Raw genomic sequence first — 20356 nt, 5'->3', positions numbered from 1 at the left:
CCTCGCCGACGTCATCAGCCGCATCGTCGCCGGACATCCGCAAAGCCAGATCGACGAGCTCCTGCCCTGGGCCTATGCCGCAAGACCGCTCAAAGCCGTGGCCTGACAACAGCGCTTACAAAACCGCGGCGGTTGAGTGCGGTTCAATCCGCCTGATCGACGCGCCGATCGGCGATCGGTGCGACGACAGAGCATTCTCGCGACGCCAAATGAGCCTGGAGTCACTTCCCGTCTTGAGCGATGGTTTTGCCGTCAGACTGGGCGCCATGCTCGCCTGATCATCCTTGGACCCTGCCGAGGCCTCGTCGCCACCACGTTCGGGACACGACCAGTAGCTATAGACCCGACGCCAAGCCAGATAGCTTGCACCAACGAATTGAATGCCTGTCTCGGCGTGCCGATCAGCGTTCAAAGGAACTGATGAGATGAACCAGGCACATCACGGCACTCTCGCGCAGACCCGTCCTCTGGCCACAGCGCGCCCAAGGACCGGGCATCAGTTGGCCAAGGGCAATCGACATGAAGGTTGTGCCCGGCACGCAACGGATGCGGCCCTGGCCAGAGCGGTCAAGGCAATGCGCTCCATCGTCGCCGCGGGGCTAGCTTGGCTGGTTGTCGTTGCCTCCTTGACCTTTTCCAGCCCGGCGCTGGCTCAGGGCGATATGACCAATGCGGAGGCGTTGAGGCGCGGCTGGGAGGCCTGGCAGTCCATGTCGAACCTCGCTCGTGAACAGCTGGCTCCCAAACTGGTTGAATGGACCGGCAAGGCGGGGGGGGCCGTCCACCTTGCAACGACCACTGTCGACAACGCGACCCGCTATCGCGCCCTGTGCGGTCGGAACTCCGGGGCGTTCCGGACGACCAACCTGTGTCAGGCCATGCAGTTCAGGCTCGGTGAGCGAAGTGCCCTGAGCACGGTCCTGCTCGCCCTGCATCGGCGCGCCGGCACGCAGAACGAGGCGGCCCGGGATGCCGCCGCGATCTTGGTCGGCCTGCGCATGACACTCGGCCTTGAGGCCGCCCGCCTTCCGGCAACGCCGCAGCATGTCCTTGGTGGCCTCTATGCGGAATTTGGTCGCTGTGCGCCGCCGGCCTGCACCCCAGGCCAGGAGCGGGGCTCGGGCCTCAATTCCTGGCTGTCTGCGGCAGCGCGATTGGTCGAGCGCAACGGCTCCGATCGCGAGGTTCGTGCCGCGCGCCGGTTAAAGGCACTCGGCTGGTCATGACCATGGGGAGCGTGGGAGTGATGGACCGCGGTCGCTTATGGCCATTTTCCCCATGTCACCACCCATCGATGGCCATAAGGCGGTGGCATTCAGGATGATAGACCGCTTCCGACTTGGGCTTCCAGTCAGCTCGACGTGGCGCTTTGACCGCCATGCTCCGCCCGAAACCGCCAAATGTATCGTCTCAGAAAACTGATAGATAACTCCGACGGAAACACACCCGGACTGGTCGGCGCCAATCGGAATGCGGCTTCCGGTCATTCCGGCCAGGAGCCGTGCGTGGGTTCCAACCAATGCCGATGTCGAAGCCGAATCGGGTGGAGCACATCGGACAAGCTCAGAAGGGCGAAGCAACAATCCAGCCGACCGGGAACAAGCTCGGCGGCCGGTCCCGGCAAAGCCGCACTGGACAGATCACTGGTTGACCGAGTCCGCCAGGGTAGCCTTTGGGATAGGTCTCCCGACAGCGCAAGTTTCCAAGGATTTCAGCGGGAATTGGCGGAGGATAGGAACCCGGATACGAACATACTGCTCCGGCTCCCACGAACTTTATCGCAGTCATACGGAGTACTGGTAGGCCGCCCGGATATTGACCCGCCACGGTGCCGCTACGATTCAAAGGTCAGTACGCGCAGCGATCAGCACGCGCTTCCGGCGTCCCTTTTCCCCAGCGGCACTGAATCGGCCCTTTGCTCCTTAGCGAGGGCCTCGATCACTGCGCAGTCGCGCACCGGCGCGCCACCGAGGCAGGACTGGGCGATGCGATCGAGTTCCGCCTCCAGCGCTCGGAGGTGAGCGATTTTGCGGCGCACGTCGGCCAGCTGCCGCGCGGCGATCCGGTGCGCCTCGTCGCAGGGCATGTCCGGCCGGTCGGCCAGCGCGAGCAATCCCCGCAAGGTTTCGACCGGGAATCCCAAGTCGCGCGCGTGCCTAATGAAAGCGAGACGCTCCAGATGCCGGCGGCCGTAGCGGCGCTGGTTGCCTTCGCTACGCTCGGGCGCGGGTAAAAGCCCGACCTGCTCGTAATAGCGAATCGTCTCTACCTTGACCCCAGTGCGCGCAGCCAGCGCGCCGATCGCGATCACGCGCTCGTGCGCAGCGGCATCGGACGTAATCGCTCTTTTCATCGAACAGCCCCTTGAACCTCTAGTCACTAGAGGTCGTATCCGGTGTGACGAGTCGCATCAAGGGAGCGTGAGTCATGTCGACTATTGCCGCCGACGCCAACGACAAATTCGGCGCCTTTGTTTGGAAAGTGTCCGGCATGGACTGCGGCAGCTGCGCGGCAAAGATACGTGGGGCCGTGGAGCGCATGCCCGGCGTGGAGCACGTCAAGGTCGCGATCGCGACAGAGACGCTGTCGTTGAGGCTCGACGCCGATCGGGCCGACCCGACCGCGATCGAAGCAACGGTGCGCGCGCTCGGCTACGGCATCGAGCCGATCGCGCCGAGGACGGCGCCGGCGAGTTCTGCCGCCGCGTCGGCCGATGCGATCTCCCAGAACGACGTGGCGCCGCCTGTCTCGGCGAACCTAGGTCCGTCCGCTTGGTGGCGTACCGCCAAGGGCCGGCTCGTGATGCTGACTGGTGCGCTACTGGCGGGTGCCTGGGCGATCAAGCTCGCCGTCGGGAACCCGCAAGTCGCGGCTTGGGGCTTCGTCGCCGCCTGCCTGATCGGGGTCGCGCCCATCGCCCGGCGCGCGGTCGCGGCGGCGCGCGCTGGGATGCCTTTCACCATCGAGATGCTGATGACGATCGCGGCGGCGGGCGCGCTCGTCATCGGCGCGGCCGAGGAGGCAGCGCTGGTCGTGTTTCTCTTCGCGGTCGGCGAGGTCTTGGAGGGCGTCGCCGCCGAGCGTGCCCGCGCCGGTATCCGCGCGCTCGCCGACCTCGTGCCTAAGACCGCGACGATCGAGGAAGGTGGGGCGACGCGTCAGGTTCCGGCGGCTTCGCTCCGCATCGGGCAGATCGTTCTGGCCCGGCCCGGCGACCGCATCCCCGCCGACGGAGAGATCGTCGAAGGCGTCTCCTCAGTCAACGAGGCGCCCGTTACGGGCGAGTCGATGCCGAAGGCCAAAGGTCCGGGCGATCCGGTGTTCGCCGGCTCGATCAACTCCGATGCCGCGCTGCGGGTGGAGGTGACGAAGGGCGCGGAGGACAACACCATCGCGCGCATCATCCGGCTGGTGGAGGAGGCGCAGGAGGCGCGCGCGCCGACCGAGCGTTTCATCGACCGCTTCAGCCGCATCTACATGCCGGCCGTCGTCGCCCTCGCTGTCCTAGTAACGATCGTGCCGCCGCTGTTCCTGGGCGGGGACTGGGGCACGTGGGTCTATCGCGGGCTGACGATCCTGCTGATCGGCTGCCCCTGCGCGCTGGTCATCTCGGTGCCCGCCTCGATCGCCTCGGCGCTGTCCGCCGGTGCGAGGCGGGGCCTGCTGCTCAAAGGCGGCGCCGTCATAGAGGCCGCCGCCCGCACGCGCATCGTCGCCTTCGACAAGACCGGAACACTCACGCGCGGCGAGCCGAAGGTCACCGACATCGTCGGTTCGGGCGTGGCCGAAGCCGAGGTGCTGCGGCTCGCGGCGGCCGTCGAGACGGGCTCGAACCATCCCCTCGCGCAGGCGATCCTGGCGCGGGCCGAGGCGGACGGCCTCACTTTGCCCGCCGCGACCGGAGCGAGGGCCATTCCCGGCCGGGGCATGGAGGCGCGCATCGACAATGAGAGCGTCTTCGTTGGCTCACCGCGCTTCGCCTCGGAAGCGGGTGCCCTGCCAGCCGACCTTCGCGACGCCATCGACCGGCTGGAGGGCGAGGGCAAGACGGTGGCGGCCGTGTTCAGGTCGGCGCGCCCGGTCGGCCTGATCGCGCTGCGGGACGAGGCGCGCGAGGACGCGCGCGCCGCCGTCGCCCAGCTCAAGGCGCTCGGCGTGTCGTCGGTGATGCTCACCGGCGACAACGCCCGCACCGGCGCGGCCATCGCGGGCGCGCTCGGCATGGACCATCGCGCGCAGCTCCTGCCCGACGATAAGGTGGCCGAGGTCAAGCGGCTGGCGGCCGGCGCGCCCGTCATGATGGTCGGCGACGGCATCAACGACGCGCCGGCGCTGGCGGCGGCCTCGGTCGGCGTGGCGATGGGCTCGGGTACGGACGTGGCGCTGGAGACGGCGGACGCGGCGCTCCTGCGCAGCCGCGTCACGGACGTGCCGCGCCTGATCAGGCTCTCGCGCGCGGCCATGGGCAACATCCGCCAGAACATCGCCGTCGCGCTGGGCCTCAAGGCGGTGTTCCTTGTGACCTCGGTGTTCGGCTACACCGGGCTTTGGATCGCGATCCTCGCCGACACCGGCGCCACCGTCCTCGTCACGCTGAATGCGCTCAGGCTGCTCGGCTTCGAGCGCGAGACGCGGACGTGAGCCGCTCCACGCGGCGTCAAGCCGCGAGCCACGTCCTGGCGAGTCGCCTCGTCGATTTGCTGTCGATCGCCGGCGCGGCCTTCGCGCTGGACGCCGCCAGCAAGTGGCTGATCCTCAACGTCGTGATGCAGCCGCCCCGCGCGATCCCCTTACTGCCGGTGCTGGATCTCACCCTCGGCTTCAACACGGGCGTCAGCTTCGGCCTGTTCCGCGACACGCTCGACGACTGGGCCTCGGCCTTTAGCGCCTTCAAGCTGCTGGTCGCGGCGAGCCTGATCGCCTGGGCGCTGCGGACACCGCAGCCCCTGGAGCGCGCGGGCCTCGCGCTGATCGCGGGCGGCGCCATCGGCAACGCCGTCGACCGCTGGCGCGACGGGATGGTCACCGATTTCATCGACCTGCACTGGGCCGGCCATCACTTCCCGACGTTCAACCTCGCCGACGTCGCCATCACATTAGGTGTCGGCTGCGTGCTGCTGGGCGCATCTGCCAGGCCGCCGTCTCGCGATCATGCGCCTATCTGAGCAGCGCGCACAATCTGTTGAAGACACCAGAGCGCATAGACGCGGGCGACCGGCGCGGCGATTAGTGGGAAGCGAGCGTTCGGCGTGTAGTCGATGAATGCTGAAATTCGCGAGCCATCCTGATCAGGGGCGAGGACGAAGCCCATGCGATACCAGTCAATCACGACCAACCGCACGCTTCCGATCGTTTCCCATGTCTTGCGCCATGGCGGATCACGCTCGGTCACGCGTTCTTCAAGGCTGAGCTTCATCCCTGCCACGTAGCCTTCCATGCGAATGATCGAGCCGACGGCTCGCCCCTTCGCCTCGTCCAGAAGATAGCTCATCGAACCGCCGAGCATCATCAGGGACGGCTTCGCCATGTGTCGGCCGAACCGCGCCGGATCGTCGAGATGGTCGAAGAGAACCTCCGGCGCCACGGCGATCGACGATTGCCTTTCCTCATGGCAGGTCATCGCGTCGCTCACGTCCGCCTCCGTTGGCAGGATGATGCCCGTGGCCGCCATGCCCATGAAACAAATGCAGCAGCGGACAAGCGAGCAGCAGAAGGTAGGGCAGCGCGCCGAGCGCGTGCCCCCAATGCTCGCGCAAGACATAGAATGCGCCCACGATGGCGAGCGAGGCGGCGGCGATGACGATGGGACGATTCAGGGACGTCTGGTTCATGGCTTGAAGCTCCGCAGCCGCAGCGCGTTGCCCACCACGCTCACCGACGACAAGGCCATCGCCGCAGCGGCGATGATGGGCGAGAGCAGCAGGCCGAAGGCGGGATAGAGAACGCCCGCCGCCACCGGCACGCCGGCGGCGTTGTAGGCGAAGGCGAAGAACAGGTTCTGCCGGATGTTGCGCATCGTCGCGTGCGAAAGCCTGCGCGCCTTGACGATGCCCATGAGGTCGCCCCTGAGCAGCGTGACGCCCGCGCTCTCCATGGCGACGTCCGTGCCGGTTCCCATCGCGATCCCGACATCGGCCGCAGCGAGCGCCGGCGCATCGTTGACCCCGTCGCCTGCCATCGCCACGATGCGGCCTTCACGACGAAGTCGCTCCACGATGGCGCTTTTCTGGTCCGGGAGAACTTCGGCCTCCACCTCGTTGATGCCCAGACGCGCCGCGACCGCCCGCGCCGTGGTGCGATTGTCGCCCGTCAGCATGACGATCCGCACGCCTTCACGCTTCAGCGCCGCGATCGCGTCCGGCGTGGTCGCCTTGACAGGGTCGGCGATCGCGAACGCGGCCGAGAGGCTGCCGTCGACGCCCGCAAAGATCACCGTCGCCCCGTCCTCCCTCAAGCGTTCCGCCTGGGCTGCGAGAGCAGCGGCATCGACCCCATGCTCGGCCAGGAACGCGGCCGAGCCGAGCGCGACGCGCTTGCCCTCAACCGTGCCCAAGGCGCCCTTTCCGGTCGGCGAGTCGAAGTCGATGACGGGAGCTGGCTTGATCCCGCGCGCCTCGGCGGCTTGGACGATAGCGAGCGCCAGCGGATGCTCACTTGCGCGCTCGACGGCGGCCGCGAGGCGCAGCGCCTCGGCGTCCGTGAAGCCGTTCGCGACGAGGATTGCCGTCACCGCCGGCTTGCCTTCGGTCAGCGTGCCGGTCTTGTCGACCACGAGCGTATCGACCTTCTCCATCCGCTCCAGCGCCTCGGCGTTTTTGATCAGCACGCCGCTCTCGGCGCCGCGGCCGACGCCGACCATGATCGACATCGGCGTGGCGAGGCCGAGCGCGCAGGGGCAGGCGATGATGAGCACGGCGACGGCGGCGACGAGCGCATAGGCGAAGCGCGGTTCGGGCCCGAATAGCATCCAGGCCGCAAACGTAAGGACCGCGACTCCCATCACAGCAGGCACGAACCAACCGGAGACCTGGTCAGCGAGCCGCTGAATCGGGGCGCGGCTTCTCTGCGCCTGCGCAACAAGATTGACGATCTGCGAGAGCATGGTGTCGCGCCCCACGCGCTTCGCCTCGATCATCAGCGCGCCGGACTGGTTGACGGTGCCGCCGATGACGGCTGCGCCCGCCTCTTTGGTGACTGGCATGGACTCGCCCGTCACCATTGACTCGTCGACCGCGCTGCGACCGTCCAGCACCGCGCCGTCCACCGGGACCTTCTCGCCTGGGCGGACACGGAGGCGGTCGCCCACGCCGACCTGATCGAGCCCGATCTCCTCTTCCGTGCCGTCGGAGCGGATACGACGCGCGGTTTTTGGTGCAAGGTCGAGAAGGGCGCGGATCGCGCCGCCCGTGCTCTCGCGCGCCCGAAGCTCCAACACCTGGCCGAGCAGTACGAGCACGGTGATGACGGCGGCCGCCTCGAAGTAGACTGCGACCGCGCGGTCCATGATGCGAAAGGTGGGCGGGAACAGCGCCGGCGCGAAGGTGGCGACAAGGCTGTAGAGGTAGGCGACGCCGACGCCGAGTGCGATCAACGTAAACATGTTGAGGCTGCGGTTGCGCACGGACGCCCAGCCGCGCTCCAGAAGCGGCCAGCCGGCCCACAAGACGACAGGCGTTGCAAACAGGAATTGCAGCCAGTTGCTCGTCTGCTGGCCGATGGCGTGGGTAAGGCCGGTCAGATGCCCGCCCATTTCCAGCGCGAACACGGGAATGGTTAGCGCAGCGCCAATCCAGAAGCGGCGCGTGAAATCGGCCAGCTCAGGATTCGGGCCAGCATCAGCACTTGCAATCTCAGGTTCCAGCGCCATGCCACAGATCGGACAATTACCGGGTCCGACCTGCCGCACTTGCGGGTGCATGGGGCAGGTGTAGATCGTTCCTACAGGCGTCGGGGCGGTCGGCTTCGTCTGCGCAGGATTGAGGTAGCGTTGGGGCTCCGCTTCAAACTTCGTCTTGCAGCCAGCGGAGCAGAAGTATTGCGTGCGGCCGGCATGCGTCGCGCGATGAAGCGAAGTGTGAGGATCGACGCTCATTCCGCAAACGGGGTCGCGGACTTGGTGCGGTTCGGGAGCTTCGCCGCCCGCCTGCACGTACTCATCATGATCGTGTCCATGAGCGGCATGGTCGCCGCAGCAGCCTGAGGATGGCGCGTGGCGCGCAGCTTGATCTTTGGAGGGCATGACAGACGCCTTTTCCCGGGTTGACCGAAAGCCTGCACCTTCCCATCATGGGAAGGTCAAGCGGGAGATGCTACGGTGCAGATCGGCGAACTGGCGGCGGCGAGCGGCGTCTCAGCCAAGATGATCCGCCACTATGAGAGCATCGGGCTTTTGCCACGACCGGCGCGGCGCGACAGTGGCTACCGCGACTACGGCCCCGCTGACCTGCACCGGGTGAAATTCGTCCGGAGGGCGAAGGATCTCGGCTTCTCCGTCGAGCAGATGCGTGAGCTGCTTCGCCTCTGGGCCGACCGCAGCCGCACCAGCGCCGAAGTGAAATCGCTCGCGCTCGCCCATGTGGCCGACCTGGAGCACCGCGCGGAGGCGCTCGCAGAGGTCGCCGGCGCGTTGCGGACGCTCGCCGAAGCCTGCCACGGCGACGATAGGCCGGACTGCCCGATCATCCACGAACTCGAACGGCGCTGAAGGGGCGGGTCGAACGTCGGCGCTCGCAGTGCGTTGTTCGCCAGCCACTCCCGCATCTTGCGATTTCGCGCTCCTGCGCGGCGCGAGCCTGGCAGGACATGGCGAACGGTATGATGACGCCCAAGGCGATCAACGCACGCCATCGTGGCTTTGACGCTCCGGGTTAGCAGGACGCGTTGGTCGTCCGTGCAGAGATGCAGTGGCATTGTGCACTGCGCGCTCAGCTTGGCTGCTCGCCGCGAACAGCGCGAGGGACGGCACGATCAACCATTGCAAGACCGGCGTTAGCCCGGTGCCCCATGGCAGCAGCCGTGGCATCTCTGGAGTGTAGCTCCAGGTCCCGCGTATTTCGACGTTCCACCACTCACTGGCGACTGTGTAGGCGAGGCCCAAGGTGAGAGTTGCCACGACAACCGGCAAAATTCTCCGAGCAGGGAACGGCCAAATTATGCCCCCCGGTAAGGTCAGTAGTGGAACAAGAAGCACGGACATGGCGATCAGCACATCGCCGACAGAACAATGAAGCACCGCGCCTGTAATCTCGATCGAGGTGCCCGTGTTCCAAATCGTGTAGAGGTGGACGTGTGCTGCCTCCCACAGAAGATGTCCAATCGCCGACACACCGAGATAGCCGCGCAGGCCGGTCCGCCAACCGTCATTAGACAGCTCTAGCGGGTCGACCACGCTCGTCATCGGTTGACCTCCCGCAGTCCTCCTTCGGCTGGCGGCTCACTGCGGCGCATTCGTGCGCAGCCACTCCCGCATCTCGGCGATCTCGCGCTCCTGAGCGGCGATGATCTCGTTGGCCCACTTTTTGGTCTGCTCGTTCGTTCCGAATTGCAGAACAACCCGTGCCATGTCGATGGCGCCCTGATGATGTGGGATCATGCCGCGAACGAAATCTACGTCCGCGTTGCCGCTGAAGGCGATCGCCATGTCGCGATGCATTTTCGCATTTGCCTCCTCGAAAGCGCGCGTCGACGGCGAGGTGGCTGCCTGCGTCTGAGGCGTCTGCCCCATCATCCCCATCCCGTGGCCGCCCATCATGCCCTTCATCATCGGCATCATGCCCTGCATCATCGGCCGCATCTCGCCCATCATGCGCTCCCGCTCCGCAGGCGACGCGGTCCGCATGCGCTCCATCATGGCGGTCATCTGGCGCATCATGCTCATCATGTTGTCCATGTCGCCCATGGGCGTCTGCTGCCCCGCCCCAGCCCCGTGCGCGCCGTGTCCCGCATGCGGGTTCTGCGCAAGGGATGCCGTGGCCGACAAAAGCGAAACGGCGACAGAGGTCATCAGCGCGACGGCCAGTTTCATGATGTGCTCCTCAAGCAGCTGAAAGCGTTGAGTCCAGATGGCCCTAGTCGGGTTTCAACGGCATTGCCGTCATGTAACGGATTGTGTCCGGTGCGGCCTAGGGCACCGAAACCTAAATGTCGGAGGCCGCTTGGGCTTCATTGCGACTCGCGGGCGAGGATGCTAATGAGCGGGGGTGGCGCTGCCGTCGGCGCTGGAAGGGCTGGCAGCCGCCCCGGTCCTGCTCCCAGTGCCCGGTACAAGGTCACCAAAGCCACGGCACGCGTTTCGCTCGCCGCGGCGAAATCCAGTTCCGCCTGCCTCAAGTCGGCTTCAGCTTGAAGCCTCTCCGTCAGGTTGATTTCCCCGGCTTGATACAAACGCTGTGCGGTTACGAACGCTCGTCGCGCCGCATCGACGGCTGTGCGCAGTCGATCGACTCGAAGCGCCTGCTGGCGTACTTGCGACAATGCAATCTCGACTTCGCCGACAGCCTCAAGAACAACCCGTCGGTAGGAAGCGATCCCCTCCTTCAGTTCCGCCTCGCGCGCATTCAGGAGCGCACGCCGCTGTCCCCAATCAAACAGCGGGATGGAGATGCCCGGTCCGCCCGCCACGGTAACGGGCGTGCCGGCGATCGGCGTCGCCAGCACGTTGGCGCGAACCTCGATCGACCCGCCCAAAGTCAGCCTCGGAAACAGTTCGGCATACGCGACCTCCGCCAACGCCGCGCGTTGCAGCACCGTCAATTCCGAACGGCGAATGTCGGGACGCATTCGGAGCAAGTCCGCCGGCAGCGTCGGACCCGGCGTGGCGGTCATGGGGATGCCACCCATTGACCGACGAAGAGCAGCTGTCGCCGCCGGTTGACCGGTCAGCGTCGCGAGCCTTTGAGTCGCGAGGGCGACTTCGGCCTCGACAAGGGGTAGCCGCGCGCGCGCTGCTTCGAAGGTCGCCGCGGCACGCTGCACGTCGAACTCTCCGGCGAGGCCCGCAGCCTGCTGCGACCTCACCAATTGCGCGAGTTGCCGCCTCGCTTCAATTTCATTGACGACGACCGCGCGACGACGTTGGGCGCCCCGGAGTTCGATGTAGGTCCTGACGACATCGGCGGCGAGCGTCGTTCGAGCCGCCTCCAAGTCTTCAACCCGCGCTTCGGCATTGCGCTCCGAGGCCCCGGCCTGTGCTCCGAGACGGCCGAACAGGTCGATCTCCCAGCTCGCATCCACTCCGGCTTGGCCGACGCCGACGGTCCGTCGCTCTCCTTGACCGGCGGCTTCACCAGCTTCATTGAGGCCTGCCGCTGGGCCCGCCAACCGAGAGGTAATCTCGATCCCAGCGCGCGGTGTTCCCTGTGGAAAGCGCAACGCATTGTCTGCCCGCGCGAGGGCACGTGCCGCTTGCACCCTGTAAAGCGCTTCCGCAACCGAGGGATTGCCGGCAAGCGCCTGGTTGACCAGAAGGCTTACTTGGGGATCCCTGTACTGCTTCCACCAGTCGACAAGGCTCAAGTTCACCGTGCCCGGGCGCGCGGTTGGCCCATAGGTCCAAGCATGGGGAACGGGCGCCAGCCCGATCTCAGGTTGCTCGCGCAGAGTGCACCCGGCCACCAGAAGAAGCGCCAGTGGCGCCAACATGAACTTCGACCGACGAACGAAAGCGGACATAGATCCCCACTGGCGGAGCAAGCTGCGCCGCTATTCACGAGAGATGGATGTTTGTAGTGGTGGTTCAGACGCTGACGATCAGAACCGCGCCTGAGCGGTCGCGCCATCGGGGGCCGTGATCTGCACAGCGCCTCTGGTTCCGGCTGGCACTGAAACCGGTGCGGTGCCAGTCAGGCGGTTTCCTTCGCCCGGCTGCAAGGCGAAGCGCTGCGTCGCGCCGGCCACGACGAGGATGGCATTGGCGCGGTAGCCTTGGGCCGAGACCGGCTGGTCGTTCGCGTCATAGAGAAACACCACGACCTGCGGCGTTCCGTTCACCACGAGTTCGGCGTGATGGCGTGCGCCTGCATCGACCTTGAGCCCGCCATTCGGCCCGGGACGAGGATCATGCGCGAAGGCAGGAACAGCAAGCGAAAGGCCGAGCAGCACGGCAAGGATAAGGCGGGTCACGAGAGGGCTCCATGTCGGGGGTCTAGAAGGATTCAAGCGGTTTCGCGACAATCGTTCCGCCAACGGGCGCTTGTTGGGCGTCGCGCACCTGCGCGACCAGCCGCTCGAGTGGCTTGCGGCCGTAGCGAAGGAACAGGGTGGGCGTCAGAAACGTGTCGAGCACGGTGGCGGTCACGAGCCCTCCGAAGATGGTGATCGCGACAGGATGCAGGATCTCCTTGCCAGGCGCGTACGCGTCGATCATCAGCGGGACAAGCGCCACGCCGGCGGAGAGCGCGGTCATGAGCACGGGCGTCAGCCGTTCGAGCGACCCGCGCATCACGAGGTCCGGTCCGAAGGACATCCCTTCGTGGATCGCCAAGTTGACGTAGTGACTGATCTTGAGGATACCGTTCCGTGTCGCGATGCCGGTCAGCGTAATGAAACCGACCATCGAGGCGACGGATAGCGGCTGCCCCGCAAGCCATAGCGCCGTGACCGAGCCGATCAGCGCTAGCGGCACGCTCGACATGATGATCGCGACGAAAAGCACCGAGCGGTAGCGAGAGTAGAGGACGGCGAAGATCATCGCGAGTGAGACGAGGCTCAACAGCCCGATCGTCCGCATCGACTCTTCCTGCGCCTGGAATGTCCCTTCCAGGCTGATGAAAAAGCCGGGCGGCAATTGATGTTTGGCGATCACCTGCCGAATCTGGCCGATCACAGTCGCCATGTCGGCTGCGCCGTCCGTGTTCGCCATGACAACCACGCGCCGCTTGCCGTTCTCACGCAGGATCTGGTTCGGCCCATCCGTTTCGACGATATCGGCGATCTGGCGCACCGGTATCCATCCTACGGGCGATTCGATCAGCAGATCCGCGAGCCCTTGCGTGGTTCGGCGCTCGTCCTGGAGGCGGACGACGACGTCGAAGCGGCGATTGCCGTCGACGAGTCGGGACACGATGCGGCCGTTCGACAGGCGCTCCAATTGCTCCGTGATCGCGGCCGGCTGAAGTCCGTAGAGTGCGGCGCGGCGATAGTCGACGATGACCTCGAGTTGCGGGATGCGGACTTGCTTCTCGACCTGCAGATCAACGACGCCTGGGACACTGGCGAGCCTCTGGCGAAGCTCCTCCGCGAGCGCGCGGATCGTATCAAGATCCTCCCCGAATATCTTCAAGGCGATCTGCGCGCGCACGCCCGAGAGCATGTGGTCGAGCCGGTGCGAGATCGGCTGGCCCATGTTGGTGGTGACAGGCAGCACCGACAAGCGAGCGCGGATGTCGTTGACGATTTCGTTTTTCGAGCGACCGTTCGGATGTAGATCGACGTCGATCTCCGAGGAGTGGACGCCTTCGGCATGTTCGTCGAGTTCCGCGCGTCCCGTGCGCCGGCCAACCAGCTTGACCTCAGGGACCTCCATGATGATCCGCTCGGCGATCAGCCCGACCCGGTGGCTCTCCGCAAGCGAGATGCCCGGGTTGAACAACATCGAGATTGTCAATGTGCCCTCGTTGAAGGGCGGCAGGAACGAGCGCGGCAGCTGCGTGGCGAACGCTCCGGCGGCGATCACGCCGGCGAGCGCGCCGGTCATGAGTGTTTTCGGATGACGAAAGGACCAATCGAGAAGCCGGCGATTGCCGCGCTTCAGCACGCGGACGATCACACCTTCATGCTCGTCGAGCCGCTTCAGTCCCGGCAGCATGTAATAGGCCATGACCGGGGTGAGCGTGATCGAGACCACGAGGCTCGCCAGGATGGAGATGATGTAGGCTTGGCCAAGCGGCGCGAAGAGCCGTCCCTCGATGCCGGACAAGGCAAAGAGCGGCACGAACACCAGCACGATGATCATCGTGGCGTAGACGATCCCGGAGCGCACCTCCTGGCTCGCCGAGACGACGACATCGAAGACCGAGCGCGGGTTTCCCTTCTCCCGGTTCTCGCGCAGGCGCCGGAAGATGTTCTCGACGTCGACCACCGCATCGTCGACCAACTCGCCGATGGCGATGGCCAGACCGCCGAGCGTCATCGTGTTGATGGAAAGCCCCATCAGGTGGAAGACGATCGCCGTGATGAGAATCGAGACCGGGATGGCAGTCAGCGAAATCGCCGTGGTTCGCACGTTCAGGAGGAAGGCGAACAGGACGATCGCAACGACAACGATCGCCTCAAGCAGCACCTTTTTCACATTCCCGATCGATGTCTCGATAAAGCTCGCCTGCCGGAACAGGACCTGATCCGCGCGGATCCCATTCGGCAACGTCGCGGTGATGTCCCGGATTGCCTGCTCGACCTGACTGGTCAGGCGGATTGTGTCGATGCCCGGTTGCTTCTCCACCGACACGATGACGGCAGATTGACCCTGGAAGCCCGCGTCGCCGCGCTTGATGCGCGGGGCGAATGACACATCGGCAACCTGACGCAACGCCACGGGCTGACCCGCCACCGTCGCGACGATAATGCTGCGCAGATCATCGAGACTGCGCGTGCGGCCGATGTTCCGGATCAGGAACTCGCGGCTGTATTGGTCGGTGAAGCCACCACCTGTGTTTGCTCCAAACTGGGCAAGCGCGGCTTCGACCTGTGCCTGCGTGACCCCAAGCGCACGCAACGCGGCCGGATTTGGCGACACGCGGTATTGCCGGACTTCGCCGCCGATCGGGATCACCTGCGCGACGCCAGGAATGGTCAGCAAGCGGGGGCGGATTGTGAAGTCGGCGAGCTCGCGCAGATCCATGGCCGAGACGCCGCTTGGTCCAGTCACGGCGATCAACATGATCTGGCCCATGATCGAATTGATCGGGCCCATCTGCGGAACGACATTGGCTGGCAGCTGCGCCTGAACCAACGAAAGACGCTCGGCGATCTGCTGGCGATTGCGATAGATGTCGGTGCCCCAGTCGAACTCGACATAGATGATCGAGAGACCGACGCCCGACGTTGAGCGCACGCGTGTGACGCCCGGAAGCCCATTCATCTGCGTTTCGAGCGGGAAAGTGACGAGCTGCTCGACCTCCGGGGGCGCGAGCCCTTCCGCCTCCGTCATGATCGTTACGGTGGGGCGGTTGAGGTCCGGGAAGACATCCACCGGCAGCTTCGTGACGGTGAACGCGCCGTAAATGATCAGTGCGGCCGCGAAAGCGAGAACGAAAAGTCGGTTGCGCAGCGACTGTGTGACGAGAAAGTTGAACATCGCGCCCGCCTCAGCGAATCTGGTTCAGGAGCTCAGCGCCCTGTGTCACGATGCGTTTGCCAGCTTCGACGCCTGAGACGATCAGGACCCGAGTACCGTCGAGCGGTTCGACCCGAACCTCGCGCGGTAAGAAGCGTTCAGCGTTCGTGTGTTCGTAGACGATCGACTGACCATTTGGACCGCGAAGGACGCTGGTCCGCGGCACGGCGATTCCGGTACGTTCGTCGGTCGTAGAGGCCAGAACCGTTAGGAGCTGACCGGCTCGCAGGCCGCGTGCCGCGCCTTCGACGCTGAACTGGATTGGAATGGCCTGATTGCGGTCGGCGAGACCGGAGCCGCGATAGGCGAGCGTCACTGTCCGCCCGTCCCCGAACCTTCCGTTTGCGGAGCCATTGATCGCATGCGCCTCGAAGCTCAACGCCTCCACCCAGAAGCGGGACGGATCAACGATCTGAAAAATGATCGCATTCGGTTCCGCGATTTGGCCAGCCACGGCCTGAACCGTTGCAATGACACCCGACACGGGTGCGACGAGCCGTTCGGGCTCGCGTGGCGCCCGCTCCAGGTTGGCGCGCCTCGTGCGCAGGCCACGCAACTCCAGTTCGGCATCCTCGATTTGCGCCCGTGCGATCACGCTCTGGATTTGCCGAAACCGCTCCAGACGCCGTTCGATGATCGCAATCTGCTGGTCGAGCTCTCGTGACTGCTGCTGTTGACTCGTGACGTCCGCTGCACCGATGGCCGGCTGGACGAGGGCCAGAACATCGCCAGCCTCAACGCGCGTTCCTAGCCGTGGAAAACCGCCGGGCGGAGGCATCAAACGCCCCGCAACCGACGCTTGAACGAAACCGGCGGCGCTGGGATCGGGGATGATGCGCGCGGGGAGCTCGACAGTGCCGGTGAAGCTACGTTCCTCGGTAAACAGTGTCCTGATCGCGAGAATGCGTTGCGTGGTCTTGGGCACGAAGATCGCCCCATCAGCAAAGCGCTGCGCAATGTCTCTTTCGGCCATGAGTGGCGCCGCCGCAGATGGGCTGTCGGCGTCCGACGGAGTTGCGCTGATGACTACGAGCGCCGCCAGTATGGCCGTGATGGCCGCGCGACTGCGTCTGCGAAACAATGCCGCCACGACCAAGCCGGCAACGAACGCGCCTCCGCCAACAGCCCAAAGGCTCGTATCCCTCGTCGCGAACCGCGCCTGAATGTCTTGCGCCCAAGCGCTGCCGATCAGTGCGTTCCAAAGGCTGACGGTCGGGATCGGTGGTGCGGGCGGTTCGGGGACCGTCAACGTGGCCGTCAGGATGTCGATGGCGTCTCCGGTTTGGACCGTGAAGGCGAGATCGTAGCGACCAGGCCGCGCGAGCCACGGCGCATCGAGCGTGTATGCGCCGTCCGGCATCGCCGTCGCCTTATTCGTGCCGCCAGGGCCGTCGACCTCAATATCGGCGCCCTGGACAGGTTCGTTGCCACGAAATGTGTCGACATAGATCCGGAGTTTCGCACCACGTGCGATTGCGACCAACTCGAAGTCCGCTGATGACGCGTCGGCGCGAGGCGCAATCGTCACCGAGACAGGCGGGGGTGGGGCACCATGATCATGGCCCTCGTGCGCGACAGCCGGCAACGCCCCGAAGACCGCCGCAAGCATCATTAGAACGGCAAGGAGGTAGGAGAGCGGGGCTGTCATGTTGGTCCTGTGCGCGGAATCTCTGGACCTTGACCCTAGTACTCTCCCACAAAGCCAAGATTTCCGCTCTGTAACCGTTTGTTTCAGGCAGGCCGCTGCTTCTTGGGCAGATGGACTGACACGACAAGCCCACCCGCAACATGGTTCGCCAATGTCAGCTGACCCCCATGCCCTTCGACGATGGCCTGCGCGATGGTCAAGCCGAGTCCGAAGCCGCCCGTCTCCTGATTGCGCGAGGGTTCAAGACGAACGAAGGGCGCGAGCGCGCGTGGGATATCCTCCGGCGCGATGCCGGGCCCCTGATCACGTATACTGACGATGACAGTTTCGGACTGATCCTCGACGGTGATAAGGGCCTCCCGACCGTACTTCAGCGCGTTGTCGATGAGATTGCCGAACGCGCGCTTCAACGCGAGCCGCCTGCCGGGAACGCTGACATGCTCCGCCCTCGTCAGCGTTACTGCGTGTCCACGATCAGACGCATCGTCGACAATCGTTTCGAGTATGGCGGCCACGTCGATGGCCTTGAACTCCTCGTCGGCCCGATCGCCCCGAAGATAGGCGAGCGTTTGATCGAGCATTCGCTCCATATCGTCGAGATCCGCGGCGATCGCCGCCCGCGCCTCGGGGTCGGAGACCTCTTCAAGCCGGAAACGCAACCGGGTGATCGGCGTCTTGAGATCGTGCGAAACAGCCGCCAGCGCCTGCGTACGATCATCGATTAGCCTGCCGATCCGGCGCTGCATGTCGTTGAACGCGATGGCGAGTGCTCGAACCTCGCGAGGTCCGTCCTCGGGCACAAGGACGGCGGCCTTGCTCCGATAAAGCTCCTTCGAGGCTGCGGCGAATCCGGTCAGCGGTCGCGTGAGCCAACTGACCAGCAGCACCGAGACGACGATGGCGCCAAACGCCATCAACGTGGTGGACAACAGTGTCCCATGGCCCGCCGGCACACGTGGATTCCACGAGACGAGACTTACATTGATCCAGGACTGGTCGGGCAATCGGATCGAGATCAGTGCGAGATGCGGGTCGTCGATGACACGTCGGTTCGCCCCGATGACGAGACCGTCTTCGGCGATTTCGGGCGCGAGTTCGCGAAGCCGTCGCCCCAATGCCTCCCAATCAGCCACGCCGGGGCCGCCAGCCACGGCGTGCTCCGTTCGACTCCAGTGCGCCTCGATCGGCCCACCCGACATCTCATGGGCGACAGTTTCGCGTTCCCTCTCGGGGACTCGCATCACCGCACGCTTGATCGCGAGAAGCTGATCAGCCAACCGGGCTTCGTTCGCGAGATCGAGTTCGCGGGTCAGGCTGTGCTGGTAGGTCCAAAGGCTTGCGATGTGCACCAGCCCAATACCGATCAGCACCACCAGCGTCGTGCGCAAGGCGAGGCTGTCGAACCGCCTCCAAAGGCCGAGGAGGGCAAGCGACCGTCCTTCACCCACGCGTTACATCCGCCGCGAAGAGGTAGCCTGCGCCGCGCACTGTCTTGATGAGATCGTCGACACCGTCGAGCTTTCGGCGTAGGCGACTGACCTGGACATCGATCGATCGGTCAAACGCTTCAATCGAACGATTCCGTGCCGCATCCAGCAGGAACTCGCGGGTGAGAACTCGTTGCGGAGCTTCCAGAAACGCCACCAACAGGTCGTATTCGCCGGTCGACAGGTCGACCACCACGCCGCGCGGATCTGTCAGTTCACGCTTGAGAGTGTCTAGGCGCCAGCCGGCGAATTGCAGCGATCGCCCGCCGTGTTCTGCCGGCTGCTGGTCATTGGTTCGCGCGCGACGCAAGACGGCATTGATCCGTGCGAGCAACTCGCGCGGATTGAAGGGCTTCGGCAAGTAGTCGTCGGCTCCGACTTCGAGGCCGATGATCCTATCCGTTTCCTCGCCTTTGGCCGTCAACATGATGACGGGTATCGACGAGGTTCGTCGCAAGTCTCTGCACAAATCCAGACCGTTTCGCCCAGGCAGCATCAGATCGAGCACGATCAAGTCGATCGAGGTATGCCGAAGCGATTCGCTCATCTCTGGCCCGCTGCGGGCTGAGTGAACGCGAAAGCCATTTGCACGAAGGAACTTGGAGACGAGCGAAAGAATCTCGCGGTCATCATCGACCACAAGGATTTCAAACGCTGGAGGCAATGCCCCCCTTGGCTGCTCTTCTTGCTGCACCAATTCGACACTCATCGAATGACTGTGCAGCAATGCCGCTGCACCTCTGTTTCAGCATTGTAACAGACCGTTTCAAGAGGTTCGACTCGCTGACGGTCCAGAGACAAAGGCACAAGCCCGCGTCTCATCACGCAGACGGGCTCAGTCGAGCATTGCCCGCTCTAGCGCCGCGTCAGGCGGCAGGCGGGCGACATCATCGGCAAGGCGTGCCTGGAAGGCGCGGTCTTGGGCAACGACCGGCGGGCAGACGACGGCCGACCTAGAAGGTGCCGTCACGCAGGCGGTCAGTGAGAGCGTCGCGATCACGAGGAGCGGCAGCGCCCGCCTTGCGGCCAGCAGCGAAGATCGCAACGGTGGCGATGACTGCCGCGACGAAAAGGGTGAGTGCGATCCAGCCGGTCACTTGTTCGCCCCGGTGATCCCGGCGCGCAGCGTGCCGAGGCCCAGCGCAGCGAGGACATGGGTGAGCCAGTCGGAACCGACATCGACGCCCGGCACATCGATGCCGAGGCCCTTCTCGACAATGACGACCAGCACGAGCACAGCGGCGATGATGTAGGTGCGGTAGCCCGCACCGAACTGAAGAACGGCGTTCATGGAAAACTCCTCGGTTGTGGTGGATCAGGCCTCGTTGACGGAGAGGCTTCCGCTCGCGGCGAGGGCGATGGGTCGAACGTTCGCGGGCTGGGCGCGGTAAGCTGGGCGGCGCACCGTTATGAGGCGCTGCTTCGAAAGCCGGGAGATCGTCACGCGGTCGGATTGATTGCCGCCGAGAACGTGGAACGCGGAGGCGTCGTGGCCGATATAGAGACCGACATGCCCGCCACCCTTGCGTTTGAAGACGAGCACGTCGCCAAGCGCCGCTGCGCCCTTCGGAACCGATATGCCGAACGACGCCCATTCGAGCGCCGAGAGATAGAGGCGCGGCGGATTGCGCTCAGTGCGGCGTTCGAGGTTGGCGCGGTGGGCGACGATGGCCATGAACAGCCCGCACCACGGGATCGCGTCGTGCCGATAGACGGCCGCATAGGCGCGGCCGAGTCCCGCGGCTTCGAGTTCTTCTTGCCAGCCGATGATCTTCGGATTGTCGGCGTCGCCCGGCGCTTCGAGGGTGCCGAATTCCTTCAGCGCCTCGACGATCATGCGCGGGCCGGGCTCGGCTTCGAGCCAGCGGTATTGGGCAGGCAGCATTGCGA

The 20356-nt window shown here is 65.1% G+C and carries 20 protein-coding genes; 5 read left to right on the top strand and 15 right to left on the bottom strand.

Annotated elements, in window-relative coordinates; translation table 11 throughout:
* Together Q0C57_RS16065 and Q0C57_RS16060 are read left to right on the top strand one after the other, a co-directional pair.
* Positions 1–106 (top strand): transposase domain-containing protein (locus Q0C57_RS16065; protein ID WP_296571560.1); only part of this gene is annotated, 106 nt, incomplete at its 5' end.
* Between the two features lie 319 nt (positions 107–425).
* Positions 426–1226: a hypothetical protein gene (locus tag Q0C57_RS16060; RefSeq protein ID WP_296577569.1), complete on the top strand. Its 801-nt coding sequence runs from the start codon at positions 426–428 to the stop codon at positions 1224–1226.
* 638 nt (positions 1227–1864) lie between these two features.
* Here the strand turns inward: Q0C57_RS16060 and Q0C57_RS16055 are convergent.
* Positions 1865–2311 carry a helix-turn-helix domain-containing protein gene (locus tag Q0C57_RS16055; protein WP_296577573.1) on the bottom strand — a complete coding sequence of 149 codons (447 nt, stop codon included), beginning with the start codon at positions 2309–2311 and terminating at the stop codon, positions 1865–1867.
* Positions 2312–2427: 116 nt separating this feature from the next.
* On the opposite strand from Q0C57_RS16055, the gene Q0C57_RS16050 reads away from it, so the two are divergent.
* Together Q0C57_RS16050 and lspA are read left to right on the top strand one after the other, a co-directional pair.
* A complete protein-coding gene (locus Q0C57_RS16050) occupies positions 2428–4641 on the top strand; it encodes a heavy metal translocating P-type ATPase (RefSeq protein WP_296577567.1) in 2214 nt (737 codons plus the stop codon).
* Positions 4638–5165, top strand: coding sequence for a signal peptidase II (gene lspA, locus Q0C57_RS16045; protein ID WP_296577565.1), 528 nt, complete (start codon positions 4638–4640; stop codon positions 5163–5165). The genes Q0C57_RS16050 and lspA overlap by 4 nt, the downstream gene beginning before the upstream one ends.
* Here the strand turns inward: lspA and Q0C57_RS16040 are convergent.
* The 3 genes from Q0C57_RS16040 to Q0C57_RS16030 are packed head-to-tail and all read right to left on the bottom strand — an operon-like array spanning position 5150 to position 8239.
* Positions 5150–5632 (bottom strand): SRPBCC family protein, encoded by a 483-nt coding sequence (locus Q0C57_RS16040; RefSeq protein ID WP_296577563.1) that lies wholly within the window; start codon positions 5630–5632, stop codon positions 5150–5152. The genes lspA and Q0C57_RS16040 overlap by 16 nt on opposite strands.
* Positions 5607–5831 carry a DUF2933 domain-containing protein gene (locus Q0C57_RS16035; protein WP_296577561.1) on the bottom strand — a complete coding sequence of 75 codons (225 nt, stop codon included), beginning with the start codon at positions 5829–5831 and terminating at the stop codon, positions 5607–5609. Before Q0C57_RS16035 ends, Q0C57_RS16040 begins: the two co-directional genes overlap by 26 nt.
* Positions 5828–8239 (bottom strand): heavy metal translocating P-type ATPase, encoded by a 2412-nt coding sequence (locus Q0C57_RS16030; protein ID WP_296577559.1) that lies wholly within the window; start codon positions 8237–8239, stop codon positions 5828–5830. The genes Q0C57_RS16035 and Q0C57_RS16030 overlap by 4 nt, the downstream gene beginning before the upstream one ends.
* 75 nt (positions 8240–8314) lie before the next feature.
* Here Q0C57_RS16030 and cueR point away from each other — a divergent pair, with 75 nt between their 5' ends.
* The gene (gene cueR, locus Q0C57_RS16025; RefSeq protein ID WP_296577557.1) at positions 8315–8704 is read left to right on the top strand and encodes a Cu(I)-responsive transcriptional regulator; all 390 of its coding nucleotides are present in this window, start codon (positions 8315–8317) and stop codon (positions 8702–8704) included.
* Between the two features lie 129 nt (positions 8705–8833).
* On the opposite strand, the gene Q0C57_RS16020 is transcribed toward cueR, so the two are convergent.
* The 11 genes from Q0C57_RS16020 to Q0C57_RS15970 form a co-directional block, all read right to left on the bottom strand.
* Positions 8834–9397 (bottom strand): hypothetical protein, encoded by a 564-nt coding sequence (locus tag Q0C57_RS16020; protein WP_296577555.1) that lies wholly within the window; start codon positions 9395–9397, stop codon positions 8834–8836.
* 36 nt (positions 9398–9433) lie between these two features.
* The gene (locus tag Q0C57_RS16015) at positions 9434–10024 is read right to left on the bottom strand and encodes a DUF305 domain-containing protein (protein ID WP_296577553.1); all 591 of its coding nucleotides are present in this window, start codon (positions 10022–10024) and stop codon (positions 9434–9436) included.
* A 137-nt stretch (positions 10025–10161) separates the two neighbouring features.
* Positions 10162–11670, bottom strand: coding sequence for an efflux transporter outer membrane subunit (locus Q0C57_RS16010; protein WP_296577551.1), 1509 nt, complete (start codon positions 11668–11670; stop codon positions 10162–10164).
* Positions 11671–11748: 78 nt separating this feature from the next.
* Positions 11749–12120, bottom strand: coding sequence for a hypothetical protein (locus Q0C57_RS16005; protein ID WP_296577549.1), 372 nt, complete (start codon positions 12118–12120; stop codon positions 11749–11751).
* A gap of 22 nt (positions 12121–12142) precedes the next feature.
* Positions 12143–15292: an efflux RND transporter permease subunit gene (locus Q0C57_RS16000; protein WP_296577547.1), complete on the bottom strand. Its 3150-nt coding sequence runs from the start codon at positions 15290–15292 to the stop codon at positions 12143–12145.
* A gap of 10 nt (positions 15293–15302) precedes the next feature.
* Positions 15303–16979: an HlyD family efflux transporter periplasmic adaptor subunit gene (locus tag Q0C57_RS15995; RefSeq protein WP_296577545.1), complete on the bottom strand. Its 1677-nt coding sequence runs from the start codon at positions 16977–16979 to the stop codon at positions 15303–15305.
* An 83-nt stretch (positions 16980–17062) separates the two neighbouring features.
* The gene (locus tag Q0C57_RS15990; RefSeq protein ID WP_296577543.1) at positions 17063–18427 is read right to left on the bottom strand and encodes an ATP-binding protein; all 1365 of its coding nucleotides are present in this window, start codon (positions 18425–18427) and stop codon (positions 17063–17065) included.
* Positions 18420–19175: a response regulator gene (locus Q0C57_RS15985; protein ID WP_296577541.1), complete on the bottom strand. Its 756-nt coding sequence runs from the start codon at positions 19173–19175 to the stop codon at positions 18420–18422. The genes Q0C57_RS15990 and Q0C57_RS15985 overlap by 8 nt, the downstream gene beginning before the upstream one ends.
* Before the next feature lie 244 nt (positions 19176–19419).
* A complete protein-coding gene (locus Q0C57_RS15980; protein WP_296577539.1) occupies positions 19420–19563 on the bottom strand; it encodes a hypothetical protein in 144 nt (47 codons plus the stop codon).
* The gene (locus Q0C57_RS15975) at positions 19560–19757 is read right to left on the bottom strand and encodes a hypothetical protein (RefSeq protein WP_296577537.1); all 198 of its coding nucleotides are present in this window, start codon (positions 19755–19757) and stop codon (positions 19560–19562) included. The genes Q0C57_RS15980 and Q0C57_RS15975 overlap by 4 nt, the downstream gene beginning before the upstream one ends.
* Positions 19758–19781: 24 nt before the next feature.
* On the bottom strand, positions 19782–20303 hold the full coding sequence (locus tag Q0C57_RS15970; RefSeq protein WP_296577535.1) for a TIGR02594 family protein: 522 nt from the start codon (positions 20301–20303) through the stop codon (positions 19782–19784).
* Positions 20304–20356: the final 53 nt, after the last annotated feature.

The organism is Phreatobacter sp. (genome assembly GCF_022843985.1).
Classification (GTDB): domain Bacteria; phylum Pseudomonadota; class Alphaproteobacteria; order Rhizobiales; family Phreatobacteraceae; genus Phreatobacter.
This window is presented reverse-complemented; position numbering and strand designations above follow the sequence as displayed.